Genomic DNA, 13,165 nt, shown 5'->3' on the forward strand with positions numbered 1-13,165 from the left:
GCCCGCCGTGTCAGCTGCGGCCGAGCGCCATCGCCGCCCCGCCGAGCGGCGGCCGCTCCAGCGCGGCCAGCAGCTCGGCGGCCTGGTAGGTGCGGTGGGCGGTGACGCCCAGCGGTGCGGGGGAGAGCGGGATCAGCAGGTCGTCCGCGGCGCCGGGGTCGCCGCCGCTGAGCCAGAGCGCCGTGGCGTAGTGGCCCGGCATCGACAGCAGCCGGGGCCGGCGCGGCGTGCGCGAGCCCTGGGCCAGCTGCCAGGCCTGCCGCAGGGCGTGGACGGTCGAGTCGAGGTAGGGGCCGGCGGCGAAGTGCGAGAAGACGTGGCCCTGGCCGGCCGCCTCGACGACGTCCGCGGCCGCGACGATGTCCGCCGGGCCGTGCTTGATCAGGAACCGCCAGCCGGTGCGGCGTGCGGTGGCGAGAGCGGACCCCTCCAGGACGTACACGGCCAGTGGGTGCGCGGGCAGCAGCGGGCCGGGGGCATGGCGCAGTGCCGCCGCTGCGGGCTTGCTCAGTGCGCTCTCGTCGTCGAGGGCGGCGAGCACGGCGCGCAGGGCGCTGGGCGGGGGCTGAGGGGTCTGCAGGGTCATGGTGGGTCGCCTCTCCATGCGAGATCGGCGTGCGAGTGCGGCATACCGGCGTGGCGTGACCTGGCCGTGTCCGGTTGGGCATGATCGCGGTGCGGGCGCGGTCCCACGCGACACGACGGAGCCGTGCGACGGGGAGACCGGGCATAAGCGCAGTGCGAATTCTACTCGAACAGGTGCGCAGGGTGACCTTCTTATCACGTTCGGTTCCGAGCGGCAAGTCGGATATCGGCTGAGGGACCGTCAGGATCCCGGCCCGTCGGCCCGTTCCGGTGCCGGGCTATCGATCTTCCGGATGGGCATGATGCTTGCACGGTCGACCTAGGGGAGGAGGACGCTCATGGGCGAGAAGGTCGTTGCCACGCGCGCTGAACTGTCCGACCGGCAGCTGTACCGGCGCAAGCTCCAGTCCTGTCTGGACGTGCTGGAGCGGATGCTGCGCGAGGACCGCTTCGACCGCCCGAGAGCGATGATGGGCCTGGAGATCGAGCTCAACCTGGCCGACGAGCAGGGCATGCCGGTCATGCGCAACGCCCAGGTGCTGCAGGCGATCGGCTCCACCGACTTCCAGACCGAGCTGGGCCGCTTCAACATCGAGATCAACGTCGCCCCGCGCCGGCTCGGCGGCCACGTGCTGGAGGAACTGCGCGAGGAGATCGACACCTGCCTGCGCTACGCCGACCGGCAGGCCGCCGAGGCGGGCGCCCGGATCGTCATGGTCGGCATCCTGCCGACCCTCGACATCGACCACACCGGCCTCGACAGCATGTCCCACAACAACCGCTACAGCCTGCTCAGCGACCAGATACTCGCCGCGCGCGGCGAGGACATCGCCCTCGACATCGAGGGCGTCGAGCACCTCGCCGTCGAGTCGGTGTCGATGGTCGCCGAGGCCGCCGCCACCTCGCTGCAACTCCACCTCCAGGTCACCCCCGAGCGGTTCGCCCCGGTCTGGAACGCCGCGCAGGCGATCTCCGCGAGCCAGGTCGCCCTGGGCGCCAACTCGCCGTTCCTGTTCGGCCGGGAGCTGTGGCGCGAGACCAGGCCGGTGCTGTTCCAGCAGGCCTGTGACACCCGTTCGGCGGAGCTCAAGGCGCAGGGCGTGCGCCCCATCACCTGGTTCGGGGAGCGCTGGGTCGACTCCGCGCTCGACCTCTTCGCCGAGAACCTCCGCTACTTCCCCGCCCTGCTGCCGATCTGCGACGACGAGGACCCGGTCAAGGTGCTCGCCTCCGGCGGCGTCCCCAAGCTCGCCGAGATGCGCCTGCACAACGGCACCGTCTACCGCTGGAACCGGCCGGTGTACGACATCGCCGACGGCATCGCCCACCTGCGCGTGGAGAACCGCTGCCTGCCGGCCGGCCCGACCGTCGCGGACACCCTCGCGAACGCCGCCTACTACTACGGCCTCGTCCGGGTGCTCGCCGAGCAGTCCCGCCCGGTCTGGACCCGGCTGCCGTTCGAACGCGCCGACGAGAACTTCCACACCGCCGCCCGCCACGGCATCGACGCCGTCCTCCACTGGCCCCGCCACGGACGCACCGGCCGCGGCACCGCCCCCGTCGCCGTCACCGACCTCGTCCTGGACGAACTGCTGCCGCTCGCCCACCAGGGCCTCGACGCCTGGGGCGTCGAGCCGGCCGACCGCGACCGCTACCTCGGCATCATCGAACAGCGCTGCCGCCGCCGCACCAACGGCGCCTCCTGGCAGGCCGCGACCGTCCACCGGCTGCGCGACCACTTCGGCATGGACCGCACCGCCGCCATCGCGGCCATGACCAGGAGGTACGTCGAGTACATGCGGACCGGCGAACCCGTCCACACCTGGCCGGTCGGCTGACCGGACCGTCGCGACGGCACCGCGGACGCGGTGTGGAAGGATGATCGGCCCGGAGCCGTTCCACGGCTCCGGGCCCCCGGCCGGCCGGCCGCGGGAGCACGGCCCGCGGGCGGGAGACCAGGTGACCACCGTTTCGACCGAGCCCGAGACCGGCACCCCGGCACGCCGCCTGCTCGGCGTCGAACTCCTCATCGTGCTGGGGCTCTCGCTCGGCGCGAGCGGCATCGGCGCGCTGATCAGCTTCGCCGACTCGCTCACCCAGCCCATGGCGCTCGGCCAGCAGGTCGCCACCCTCAACGGCTCGCGCGCCCCCGGCCGCCCCTGGATCGACCTCGCCTGGCAGCTCTACTACATCGCCCGCGGCCTCATGCCCGTCGTCCTGGTCGGCTACCTGCTCGTCCGCGAGGGCACCTCGCTGCGGGTGCTCGGCTTCGACCTGCGCGACAAGGCCCGCGACCTCGGCCGCGGTGCCGCCGTCGCCGCCCTGATCGGCGGCACCGGCCTCGGGCTGTACCTCGCCGCCCAGGCCGCCGGGTTCAACCTCACCGTGGCACCGTCCGGGCTGCCGGAGGTCTGGTGGCGCATCCCCGTCCTGATCTGCTCGGCCTGGCAGAACGCCATCCTGGAGGAGGTGGTCGTCCTCGCCTACCTGCTGCGCCGGCTCGGCCAGCTCGGCTGGTCGTGGCCCGCCGCGGTGGTCGCCAGCTCCGTGCTGCGCGGCTCGTACCACCTCTACCAGGGGGTCGGCGGCCTGGTCGGCAACATGGTGATGGGCCTGGTCTTCTGCCTGCTCTACCGCCGCTGGGGCCGGGTGATGCCGCTCGTCGCGGCCCACGCGCTGATCGACACCGTCGCCTTCGTCGGCTACGCGCTCCTGGCCGGCCACGTCGGCTGGCTGCCCACGGCCTGAGCCGCTCCACCTCCGCGGGCACGACCGGCAGCGGATGCCCCTGCAGGCGTCAGCCGAGCGCGGCGGCCTCCCCGACCAGCGTCCCGTCCAGCACGGTGACCGCCCGGCCGGACAGCAGCACCCGGTCACCCGCCACCTCGCACGCCACCACCCCGCCACGGGCGGACAGCTGGCGCCCGGTCACCACGGACCGGCCGAGCCGCTGCGCCCAGTACGGAGCCAGGGCGGTGTGGGCGCTCCCGGTGACCGGGTCCTCCGGGATGCCGATCGCCGGACCGAAGAAGCGCGAGACGAAGTCGTGGCCGTCACCGGCCCGTTCGGCCCGGCCGGGCTGTTCGGGGTGTTCGGGCCGGCCGGGCTGTTCGGGGTGCCGGGCGCCGGCGGTGACGATGACACCGGGCGCCTCCAGCCGGGCGACGGCTTCGAGGTCCGGGGCGAGCCCGCGGACGGCCTCCTCGTCGGCCAGCAGCACCAGCAGGTCGCCGAGCGCTCCCGTGTCGTACACGGCCACGACCGGTGCGCCGAGCGCCTCGGCGAGGCCGGGCGGCGCCCCGACCGGGACGGCCGGCGCGGCGGGGAGGTCGAGGGTGATCGTGCCGTCCGCCCCGACCGCGGCGGTGAGGACGCCGCTGCGGGTCGTGAAGCGGACCCGGCCCCCGGCGAGCAGGCCGTCCGCGTGCAGGGCGTGCGCGGTGGCGAGGGTGGCGTGGCCGCACAGGCCGACCTCGGCCGTCGGGGTGAACCACCGCAGGCCCCACGCAGGGTCGCCGCCCGGGCCGGGCGGGAGGGCGAAGGCCGTCTCGGAGAGGTTGAGTTCGCCGGCGATCCGCTGCATCGGGGTGTCCGCGGGCCAGTCCGGCCCGTCGAGGAGGCAGACCGCGGCCGGGTTGCCGGCGAACGGCCGGTCGGTGAAGGCGTCGACGGTCCTGATCCTCATGGGCCGACTGTAGGCGCGCCCGGCCCTGCGGGCACGCAGGCCGACCGGTGGCCGGTGGCCCGGTCGTCAGCGCCGCCGCCACCGCGGGGCGGGCGGGCGACGCAGCAGGCGGTCCACGTGGTGGCGCTCCAGCCCCTGGTGCGGATCGGTGCGGAGCAGCAGGCGGTCGCTGCGCAGCAGGGAGTTGCGGACCAGCCGCGGCGGGATCACGTCGTCGACCCAGGCGAACGGCCGGCCGGCGGCGTGGCGCAGGAGCGGCGCCCACTTGTGTCCGGAGATCAGTTCCGCGAGCCGGATCCGCGGGTCGCCCGCCTGCCGGGCGTAGCGGTTCACGGTGACCACCGGGAGTTCGGGCAGGCCGAGGAGCGGGCCGAGGTGCTCGTTGGCGGAGCCCTGCCAGGTGGTCGCCCAGCAGAGGTCGTACGTGTCCGCGAGTTCGCGCAGCCAGTCGCCGTGCACGGGGGAGAGCAGCACGTCGTGGCCGAGCAGGCGGTGGTGGCCGTAGCCGTCGGCGGGCCAGGGGTCGGCGGGGTTGAGCACGCCGTCGACGTCGACGAAGAGCAGCGGTCGTCCGGTCATGCGCGCCCCCGGCGTGTCGGTGTGCCCGGGGGGACGCCCGTGCGGCGGGCGGCGGTTGCCGTCAGGCGGCGGCGGGTTCGTCGACGGGGGCCGGCCCGGCGGTGGGTCCGGCAGTGGGCCCGGCGGTGGGCAGCGCGCGGGTGAGCCGGCGGACCTCCGGCACGACGAGGACGGCGGCGGCGAGCGCGAGGGTGCCGACGGCGCAGGTCCACAGGGCGCCGTCCAGTCCGAGGGCGTCGGCGGCCGGGCCGGCCAGGGCGGTGCCCAGCGGGGTGAGGGCGATCGAGCCGAGGTGGTCGTACGCGGAGACGCGCGAGAACATCTCGGCGGGCACCTCCTGCTGGAGGGCGACCATCCAGTTGACGCCGAAGACGGTGACGCCGGCGCCGGAGACGAACATGGCGGCGACGAGGACGGGCAGCCCCGCCCGCAGGGCGAGGGCGAGGGCGGGGAGGGCGAAGAGGAAGACGCCCCAGTTGCCGACGAGCAGGATCCGGCGGGGGTGCCGGCGGGCGGTCAGCACGCCGGAGACGAGCATGCCGATGCCGAACGCCGCCATGGCCGCGCCCCAGGCGCGGGCCCCGCCGAACCGCTGGGCGGCGACCACGGGCCCGTACACGGTCTCGACCGCGCTGATGCACGCGACGACGACGGAGAACTGCAGCACCACCGCCCAGAGCCACCGTCGGGATGCGAACTCCCGCCAGCCGAGCCGGAGTTCATGCACCATGCCGGGGCGGGCGGTGCCGTCGGTCCGCCGTTCGACGCGGAGGAGGACGCGGAGCGCGCCGGCGAGGGCGAAGCCGCCCGCGTCCAGGAGCAGCACCCAGCCCGGGCCGATCGTCGCGGTCAGTGCCCCGCCGAGGGCGGCGCCGCCGATCTGCGAGCCGTTCATCGCCATCCGGTACACGGAGAACGCCCGGCCCGCGTGCTCGGCGGCGACGCTCGTCATGATCATGCCTTCGGAGGCGGGCGCGTAGAAGGCCTGTCCGGCGCCGCCCGCCGCGGCGAGCGCGACCAGGGCCCACAGCGAGGTGCTGCCGGTCAGCACCAGCAGGGCGAGGACGGCCTGGGAGGCCGCGTTGAAGAGGTTGGCCGCGACCATCACGTGGTGGCGCGGCATGCGGTCGGCCAGTGCCCCGCCGACCAGCAGGAACACCACCAGCGGCACCGTGCGCGCCGCCGTGACGTAGCCGACGTCGGCGGTGGAGCCGCCCGCCTCCAGCACCGCGAACGCCGTGGCGATCGGTGCCGCCGCGTTGCCGAGGCCGCTCACCACGGTGGCGGCGGTCTGGATCCGGAAGTTGCGTCCGGCCCAGGCGAGCGGGCGGGGTGTGGCGGGGGCGGGGGCGGCGGTCACCCGGAGACTATGCGGGCTCGCTGCGGCGGTTGTCCATCCGGTTTCCGGACCCGGGTGTCCGATTCCGGCCCGGTCGGAAGGCGGGCGCGCCGCCTCACCCCAGGTGGCCCCGGAGGAAGCTGAGCGTGCGCTGCCAGGCGATCCGCGCCTGCAGCGGGTCGTACGTGCCGGTCGGGTTCTCGTCGTTCATGAAGGCGTGCCCGGCCGGGTAGAAGTGGATCTCCGGCCGCCGGTCGGTGGCCTCGCCGATGAGCATCGCCGCCTCGTCGACCCGCTGCTGGCCGATCGAGCGGTCCTCCTCGCCGTAGTGTCCGAGCACGTGCGCGGTGAGGCCGCCGTACGCGAAGCCGGGGATCTTCGGCAGGCCGTAGAAGGGCACCACCGCGGCGATCCGGTCGGCCTCCTGCGCGGCCAGGACGAGGGCGAGGCCGCCGCCCATACAGAAGCCGACGGCGCCGACGGCGTCGCCCACGACCTCGGGCCGGCCGAGCAGGTGGTCGACCGCGCCGTGCAGGTCGCGGGCGGCCCGGTCGGCGGGCAGCGCCGCGAGCATCCGGGCCGCCTCCTCGCGGTCGTGCGTGGTGGCGCCGCCGTACAGGTCGGGGGCGAGTGCGACGAAGCCCTCCGCGGCGAAGCGGTCCACCATCGACACGATGTGCGTGGTCAGGCCCCACCACTCCTGGACGACGATCAGGCCGGGGCCCGTTCCCTGCGGCGGGAGCGCGAGGTAGCCGTGCGCCGTGCCGCCGTTGCTGGGGAAGGTGACGTTCTGCGGGGAACTGCTGCCCATGGCCTCTCCGGGGGGCGGGCCGCGTGCGCGCGGCGGTCGGCCGGCGCGGATCGGGTGCGCCGGGCAGGTGCGGGAGCCGGGGCCGCGGGGCGGGGTCCGGTCACCCGGGAGCCCGGCCCTGCGGGGCCCGGCGGTGCAGTGGTGAGTGGTGGTGTGCAGTGATGCGGTGGTGGTGCGGTGCGGTAGTGGGCGGTCAGCCCATCTCCTCCAGGGCGCGCCCCTTGGTCTCCTTGATGCAGAACGCGACGAACGGGATCGACAGCAGGGCGAAGCAGGCGTAGATCACGTACGTCGCCGACAGGTTCCAGTCCGAGAGGTCGGGGAACGACACGGTGATCGCCCAGTTGGCGATCCACTGGGCGGAGGCGGCGACCGACAGCGCCAGGGCCCGGATCGCGTTGGGGAACATCTCGCCGAGCAGCACCCACACCACCACGCCCCAGGAGAAGGCGAAGCAGAAGACGAAGACGTGTGCGGCGACCAGTGCCACGGTGGCGTAGGTGTCGTCCAGGGTCGCGTTGTCGCCGGTGCCCTGCCGGAAGGAGAACGCCCACGCGGCGGTGCCGAGCGCGAGCGCCATGCCGGCGGAGCCCGCGAGGGCCAGCGGCTTGCGGCCGATCCGGTCGACCAGGGCCATCGCGACGACGGTGCCGACGACGTTGACGATCGAGGTGGAGAGGCTGATCAGCAGCGAGTTGGACTCGTCGATGCCGACCGACTGCCAGAGGAACGACGAGTAGTAGAAGATCACGTTGATGCCGACGAACTGCTGGAACACCGAGGCGCCGATGCCGACCCAGACGATCGGCAGCAGGCCGAACCGGCCGCCGGTGAGGTCCTTCAGCCGGGGCTTGTGCGCGGTGTGGAGGACGGCGCGGATCTCGGCGATCCGGGCGTCGAGGTCGATGCCCGGCCCCTCGACCTCCGCGAGCACCGCGCGTGCCTGGTCCTCGCGGCGGTCGGCGATCAGGAAGCGCGGCGACTCGGGGATGGAGAGCGCCATCAGCCCGTACACCAGGGCGGGGACCGTCTCCACGCCGAGCATCCACTGCCACGCCTGGATCCCGCCGAGGTGGTTGGTGGACTCGCCGCCGGCCGCCTGGTTGAGCCCCCAGTTGGCCAGCTGGGAGATGGTGATGCCGAGCACGATCGCCAGCTGCTGGAACGAGGCCAGGCGGCCGCGGTAGGCGGTCGGCGCGACCTCGGCGATGTACGTCGGCGCGATCACCGAGGCGATGCCGATCGCGACGCCGCCGACGACCCGCCAGAAGGCCAGCACGCCGATGCTCGGGGGGAACATCGAGCCGACGCCGCTGATCGCGAACAGCACGGCGGCGAGCAGCATCGTCCGCACCCGGCCGAGGTGGTCGGCGAGCCGGCCGGCGACGACGGCACCGGCGGCCGAGCCGAGCAGCGCGATCGCGACGACGAACGCGGTCTCGCTGTTCCCCACCTCGAAGTGCTTCTGGATGCCCGTCACGGCGCCGTTGATGACGGCGCTGTCGTATCCGAAGAGGAAGCCGCCCATCGCGGCAGCCGCCGAGATGAAGACGACGTGGCCGAGATGGTCCTCGGCGTGCGACGGGGAGGAGGTGGTCACGGTGAGCGGCTCCTCGCGGCTCGGGCCCGCCTGCTCGGCCGGTCGGACAGGGTACGTCCCACAGTCCATCAGCCCGTCCGGGGCTCCGCCCGCGGGGCGGGCCGACGGAGCGACAGGCCGCCCGGCGGCCGGGTCAGTCGCGGGTGCGCAGCGCGTTGCGGCGCAGCAGCTGGGCGCGGGCTCCGGCGTCGGGTGCCGCGCCGCGCCCGGCGAGACGGTCGGCGAGGGCGGCCTGTTCGGCGGCGGGCTTCTTGTCGTCGTACTTGAACTTCGCGCGGACCTCCTGCACCGTCAGCCGCAGCCCGCGGATCCCGCTCAGGAGCGGGCCGAAGGGCGCCTCGCCGGGGGTGACGGTCTGCGGGTCCTCCGGCTGGAGGCGGGCGAGCTGCCGGGTGAGGATCGCGGCCTTGCCGGCCGGGTCGTCGACGATCTCGGCGGTGCACGTGAAGTGCACGGACGCGTAGTAGCTGGTGGGGGTGCCGGGCGGGCCGCGCCAGCGTCCCGGTACGAAGGCGTGGTCGCCGGTGACGGCGAGGGTGGCGTGCGGGTCGGCGCGCAGGGCCGCCCAGACGGGGTTGGGGGCGGCGAGGTGCAGCAGGATCTCCCCGCGGTCGGCGTCGAGCAGGAAGTGCGTGGGCACCAGGACGGGGCCCCGGCCGCCGGTGCCGTTGGCGGCGAGCAGGCCGAAGTCCCGGCCTTCGGCCAGCCACTGCCGCCACTCGTCCTCGGTGCCGCGGTCCCAGGGGCGGATCAGCACGGCTGCTCCGTGCGGCCGAGCCGGGCGAGGTGGCCGGGGAGGGGGACGGTCGTGGAGGGGTGCGGCTCGGGGGCGCCGTAGGCGGTCCGCACCGGCACGACGCCCGACCAGAAGGGGAGGGCGAGGTCGGCCTCGTCGTCGTTCGCGCCGCCGGTCCGGGTCTTGACGGCCACCTCGTCGAGGTCGAGCCGGATGACGGCGGTGGCGGCGAGCTCCCTGGCGTTCGCCGGGCGGACGTCCGCCGAGCGGCCGGGCACCGCCTGGTCGACGATCGCGTCGAGGGCGACGGCCAGCTCGGCCTCGTCGGTGACCTGGTGGGCCGTGCCGTGGGCGACCACCGAGCGGTAGTTGACGGAGTGGTTGAACGCGGAGCGGGTGAGCACGAGGCCGTCGACGAGGGTGACGGTGACACAGACGGGCAGGCCGGCGTCGGCCCCGGCGGCGCGCAGCGGGCGGCTGCCGGTGGAGCCGTGCAGGTAGAGGCGGTCGCCGACCCGGGCGTAGACGGTGGGCAGGACGACGGGGGCGCCGTCGGCGACGAAGCCGAGGTGGCAGAGCCAGGTGGCGTCGAGGACGGCGTGCACGGCCTCCTTCTCCCAGCTCGCGCGGTCGCGGTAGCGGGTCGGGGTGGTCCGCGCGCTGCGGTGGTAGGCGGTCTCCGACATGGCGATCCTTTGAACTAGTGCATAATTTCTTTTGCGCTAGGATGGTATCGGATGCCTGTGCGGGCGGCCAAGGGGATTGCGGCGGCGCAGCGCGACGGCCGCCGCCCCGGGGGAGCGCCCGCCGGACGGCGGATCCCCGGGACGGCGGCCGTCGGCCCGCCGTCAGCGCACCGCGCCGCGCACCACCTTGCCCTCCGTCGACAGCAGGCCCGAGCGGTAGTCGAAGCGCGGCGCCGCCGCGAACATCAGGTAGAGGTACTTCGGGTTCTCGGCGAACCAGTACCCCGGCGTCAGGTCGCCGCGCTGCAGGGGCGACGCCGTGACGTCCTCGGCGACGGTGTAGCCGCCGGGCACCCGCAGGTGCTCGCGCAGCCCGGCGAAGTACGTGTACGCGGTCTCCTTGAAGCGCCGCTCCCCGGTGAGCATCCACAGGTCGTAGGCGGCGTTGACGTACTCGGGCCGCAGGTCGTTGCGGGCCGAGCGGACCGTCGCGCTGCCGTAGTCGATCGCCTCCGGCACCACCGGGTTGTTGGCGAGCAGCATCGACCAGGTGTCGTAGTAGGCGAGGGCGGCATCCAGGTCGCCGCCCTTGCCCAGCAGGCCCGGGTAGAAGGAGCCCAGCTCGGAGGCGGTGCGGCCGGTCGTGAGGCCGGTGGCGTAGTCGACCTGCCGGTACCAGGCGTACCCGCCCTGCACCTCCAGCTGGTGGCGGAGCACGGCATCGGTCAGCAGCCGGTACCAGTCGCCGAGTTCGCGGTCGCCGAAGAGCTCGGCACCGGCCCACAGGTACTCGTAGTACGAGTCGACCGGAGGGTTGGGGGCGCAGGAGGTGGTGTCCGTCCAGCGGCCGGTCTCGATGTCGAGCGTCGTGCCGAGCAGCCCGAGCGCCGAGCGCCGGTCGAAGACCGCCCGCATCGCCCGCTTCGCGGCGTCCCAGTACTTCTGATCGCCCGTCAGCTGCGAGAGCAGGCCGAACTCGACGATGTTGGAGCCGATCTCGGCGAGCGGGCTGGTGTGGCCGCCGACCGCCCCGCTGCGCAGGTTGACGTAGCGGTAGGGCATGCCGGTGGGGGAGCGGGTGAAGGCCGGCAGCAGCCGGTCCGCCAGCTCGCGGCAGCGGTCGAGCAGGGCGGTGCGCCCGGTGCACAGGTGGCCCGCGAGCAGTCCGCCGACCAGGCGGATGACGGCCTCGAAGACCTGGACGTCGGCGTCCTGCGCCGGGTCGAGGTGCTCCTCGATCCAGTCCGCGGAGAGGGCCACCTCGCCGTCCAGCTCCATCAGCCACAGGGTGTCGAGGGCCTCCACGATCGACAGCCCGAAGGTGCGGCCGCTCGCGAAGAAGTCGTTGCGGCCGCCGGAGACCGGGCGGACCTCGTCGTAGCCCCAGGCGGCCCGCTTGTACCCCTCCCAGCTGTGGACGAACTCCTCGCGGATCTCCCGGGCGGCCGTCGCGTCGCCGGGCAGGTCGAGGGCGGGTGCCGCGGCGGCGGCGGAGGGTCGGGCGAGCGCGGCTCCGGTGGTGGCCACGGCAGCGGCGGAGAGCACGGTACGGCGGCGTGGCAGGGAGAGTGATCGCATGCTGCCGGACGGTAGCGGCGGCGACGCCTGCGGTCCGACCATCACGGAATATGCGTGTCGGCGCTACCGCCCAGGTCAGGGCGGTAGCGCCGGGTGCCGGACGGCGGCGGGATCCACCCTGCGGGTGACCCCTGCGGTCCGTCAGGTGGCGGAGCCGCGGGCCAGCAGCGACCGGGCGTGCTCGCGCACCTGGTCCCGCGTCAGGTACGCGTCGGTGTACTCGAAGTCCTCCAGCCGGGCGGGCTGCCGGGCGAGGAAGCCGGTCCGTACGAAGTCGTCCCCGGCGGTCGCGTTGAGCAGCCAGTTCGCGCCGACCCGGAACTTCCCGGCGTTGGTGCGCATGGCCATCAGGTGGTAGCCGCGGGCCACCAGCTGCGCGGGCAGGCCGTGGAGTTCGACACCGATCGGCTTGGAGACGGCGTCCCGGCCGCCGAGGTCCACCACCAGGCCGAGGTCCTTGTGGTAGTACGGCTCCAGCGGCTGGTTGCGCATCGCGGCGACCACGTTGTCGGCGGCCGCCCGGCCCTGGCGGGCGGAGTGCTGGGCGGTCGGCGGGCAGACCGCGCCGTCGCCCTTGGCGAGGTCCGGCACGGCGGCCGCGTCGCCCAGGGCGAACACGCCGTCGAACTGCGGCACCCGCATCTCCGCGGTCACCGCGACCCGCCCGCGGACGGTCTCCGCGTCGAGCGTCGCGACGAGCGGGCTGGCCGTGACGCCCGCCGTCCAGATCAGGGTGCGGCTGGGCAGCACCCGGCCGTCGGTGAACTTCACGTTCTCCGCGCCGACCTCGGCCACCGACACGCCCAGCGACACCTCGACGCCGCGGCCCCGCAGGATCTCCAGCGCCGTCGTGCCGAGCTTGTCCCCGAGCTCGGGCATGAGCTTCGGCGCGATGTCGATCAGGTGCCACTTGATCAGGCCCGGGTCGAGCCGCGGGTAGCGGCGGATCGCCGCGGTGGTCAGGCGCTGCAGGCAGGCCGCCGTCTCGGTGCCCGCGTAGCCGCCGCCGACCACGACGAACTGCAGCCGCGACTCGCGTTCGCGCTGGTCGAGCGTGGTGGAGGCGAGGTCGAGCTGCGCGATCACGTGGTCGCGGATGTACGTCGCCTCGGCGAGCGTCTTCATGCCCCGCGCGTAGTCCTTCAGCCCGGGGATGTCGAACGTCCGGGTGACGCTGCCCGGCGCCAGCACCAGGTAGTCGTACTTCTCGGCGACCACCTCGTCGGTGATCTTGCGGACGACGATCACCTTGGACCGGGGGTCCACGCCGATCGCCCCGCCCGGCACGATGTGCGTCCGGCGCAGCGTCCGGCGCAGCGACACCGCGACCGACTGCGGGGTCAGCACCCCGGCGGCGACGTGCGGCAGCAGCGGCAGGTACAGCTGGTAGCTGAACGGTGTGACCAGCGAGATCTCCGCCTCCGCCGGCGCGAGCTTGCGCTCCAGACGGCGTGCGCACTCCAGGCCGGCGAAGCCGCCGCCCACGATGAGGATTCGGGGTCGCTCCATCGTCCATCCCTTACGTGCCGGTCCGTGGCGTGTCAGGACAACTGCCCCGCCACACTC

The 13,165-nt window shown here is 74.1% G+C and carries 12 protein-coding genes; 2 read left to right on the plus strand and 10 right to left on the minus strand.

The genetic code is table 11. The features are described 5' to 3' along the window. Positions 1-10: 10 nt before the first annotated feature. Positions 11-586: a hypothetical protein gene (locus SNE206_RS34305; RefSeq protein WP_407917468.1), complete on the minus strand. Its 576-nt coding sequence runs from the start codon at positions 584-586 to the stop codon at positions 11-13. Positions 587-923: 337 nt separating this feature from the next. Here SNE206_RS34305 and SNE206_RS34310 point away from each other — a divergent pair, with 337 nt between their 5' ends. After that, positions 924-2,423, plus strand: a complete 1,500-nt coding sequence (locus SNE206_RS34310) for a glutamate--cysteine ligase (protein WP_407917469.1) — start codon at positions 924-926, stop codon at positions 2,421-2,423. Positions 2,424-2,544: 121 nt separating this feature from the next. Next, positions 2,545-3,333, plus strand: a complete 789-nt coding sequence (locus tag SNE206_RS34315; protein WP_407917470.1) for a CPBP family intramembrane glutamic endopeptidase — start codon at positions 2,545-2,547, stop codon at positions 3,331-3,333. A gap of 49 nt (positions 3,334-3,382) precedes the next feature. Here the strand turns inward: SNE206_RS34315 and SNE206_RS34320 are convergent, their stop codons facing one another. The 9 genes from SNE206_RS34320 to SNE206_RS34360 form a co-directional block, all read right to left on the minus strand. Then, on the minus strand, positions 3,383-4,270 hold the full coding sequence (locus SNE206_RS34320) for a PhzF family phenazine biosynthesis protein (protein ID WP_407917471.1): 888 nt from the start codon (positions 4,268-4,270) through the stop codon (positions 3,383-3,385). A 66-nt stretch (positions 4,271-4,336) separates the two neighbouring features. Further along, on the minus strand, positions 4,337-4,849 hold the full coding sequence (locus SNE206_RS34325; RefSeq protein ID WP_407917472.1) for an HAD domain-containing protein: 513 nt from the start codon (positions 4,847-4,849) through the stop codon (positions 4,337-4,339). Between the two features lie 61 nt (positions 4,850-4,910). Then, the gene (locus tag SNE206_RS34330; protein WP_407917473.1) at positions 4,911-6,209 is read right to left on the minus strand and encodes an MFS transporter; all 1,299 of its coding nucleotides are present in this window, start codon (positions 6,207-6,209) and stop codon (positions 4,911-4,913) included. Between the two features lie 94 nt (positions 6,210-6,303). Continuing rightward, a complete protein-coding gene (locus tag SNE206_RS34335; protein WP_407917474.1) occupies positions 6,304-6,999 on the minus strand; it encodes a dienelactone hydrolase family protein in 696 nt (231 codons plus the stop codon). A gap of 193 nt (positions 7,000-7,192) precedes the next feature. After that, positions 7,193-8,668 (minus strand): sugar porter family MFS transporter, encoded by a 1,476-nt coding sequence (locus SNE206_RS34340; RefSeq protein ID WP_407917475.1) that lies wholly within the window; start codon positions 8,666-8,668, stop codon positions 7,193-7,195. A 64-nt stretch (positions 8,669-8,732) separates the two neighbouring features. Further along, positions 8,733-9,356, minus strand: coding sequence for an FMN-binding negative transcriptional regulator (locus SNE206_RS34345; RefSeq protein WP_407917476.1), 624 nt, complete (start codon positions 9,354-9,356; stop codon positions 8,733-8,735). Then, complete coding sequence (locus tag SNE206_RS34350; RefSeq protein WP_407917477.1) at positions 9,350-10,021, minus strand: pyridoxamine 5'-phosphate oxidase family protein; 672 nt, start codon at positions 10,019-10,021, stop codon at positions 9,350-9,352. The genes SNE206_RS34345 and SNE206_RS34350 overlap by 7 nt, the downstream gene beginning before the upstream one ends. A 162-nt stretch (positions 10,022-10,183) precedes the next feature. Next, a complete protein-coding gene (locus SNE206_RS34355) occupies positions 10,184-11,599 on the minus strand; it encodes a glycoside hydrolase family 47 protein (protein ID WP_407917478.1) in 1,416 nt (471 codons plus the stop codon). A 141-nt stretch (positions 11,600-11,740) separates the two neighbouring features. After that, positions 11,741-13,108: an NAD(P)/FAD-dependent oxidoreductase gene (locus SNE206_RS34360; RefSeq protein WP_407917479.1), complete on the minus strand. Its 1,368-nt coding sequence runs from the start codon at positions 13,106-13,108 to the stop codon at positions 11,741-11,743. Positions 13,109-13,165 lie beyond the last annotated feature (57 nt).

It is taken from the genome of Kitasatospora sp. NE20-6 (assembly GCF_045862635.1).

Bases quoted from the DNA above. Each gene is read 5' to 3' on its own strand.
- SNE206_RS34305 (WP_407917468.1), bottom strand. From the start codon at position 586: ATGACCCTGCAGACCCCTCAGCCCCCGCCCAGCGCCCTGCGCGCCGTG.
- SNE206_RS34310 (WP_407917469.1), top strand. From the start codon at position 924: ATGGGCGAGAAGGTCGTTGCCACGCGCGCTGAACTGTCCGACCGGCAG.
- SNE206_RS34320 (WP_407917471.1), bottom strand. From the start codon at position 4,270: ATGAGGATCAGGACCGTCGACGCCTTCACCGACCGGCCGTTCGCCGGC.
- SNE206_RS34325 (WP_407917472.1), bottom strand. From the start codon at position 4,849: ATGACCGGACGACCGCTGCTCTTCGTCGACGTCGACGGCGTGCTCAAC.
- SNE206_RS34335 (WP_407917474.1), bottom strand. From the start codon at position 6,999: ATGGGCAGCAGTTCCCCGCAGAACGTCACCTTCCCCAGCAACGGCGGC.
- SNE206_RS34340 (WP_407917475.1), bottom strand. From the start codon at position 8,668: ATGGACTGTGGGACGTACCCTGTCCGACCGGCCGAGCAGGCGGGCCCG.
- SNE206_RS34350 (WP_407917477.1), bottom strand. From the start codon at position 10,021: ATGTCGGAGACCGCCTACCACCGCAGCGCGCGGACCACCCCGACCCGC.
- SNE206_RS34355 (WP_407917478.1), bottom strand. From the start codon at position 11,599: ATGCGATCACTCTCCCTGCCACGCCGCCGTACCGTGCTCTCCGCCGCT.
- SNE206_RS34360 (WP_407917479.1), bottom strand. From the start codon at position 13,108: ATGGAGCGACCCCGAATCCTCATCGTGGGCGGCGGCTTCGCCGGCCTG.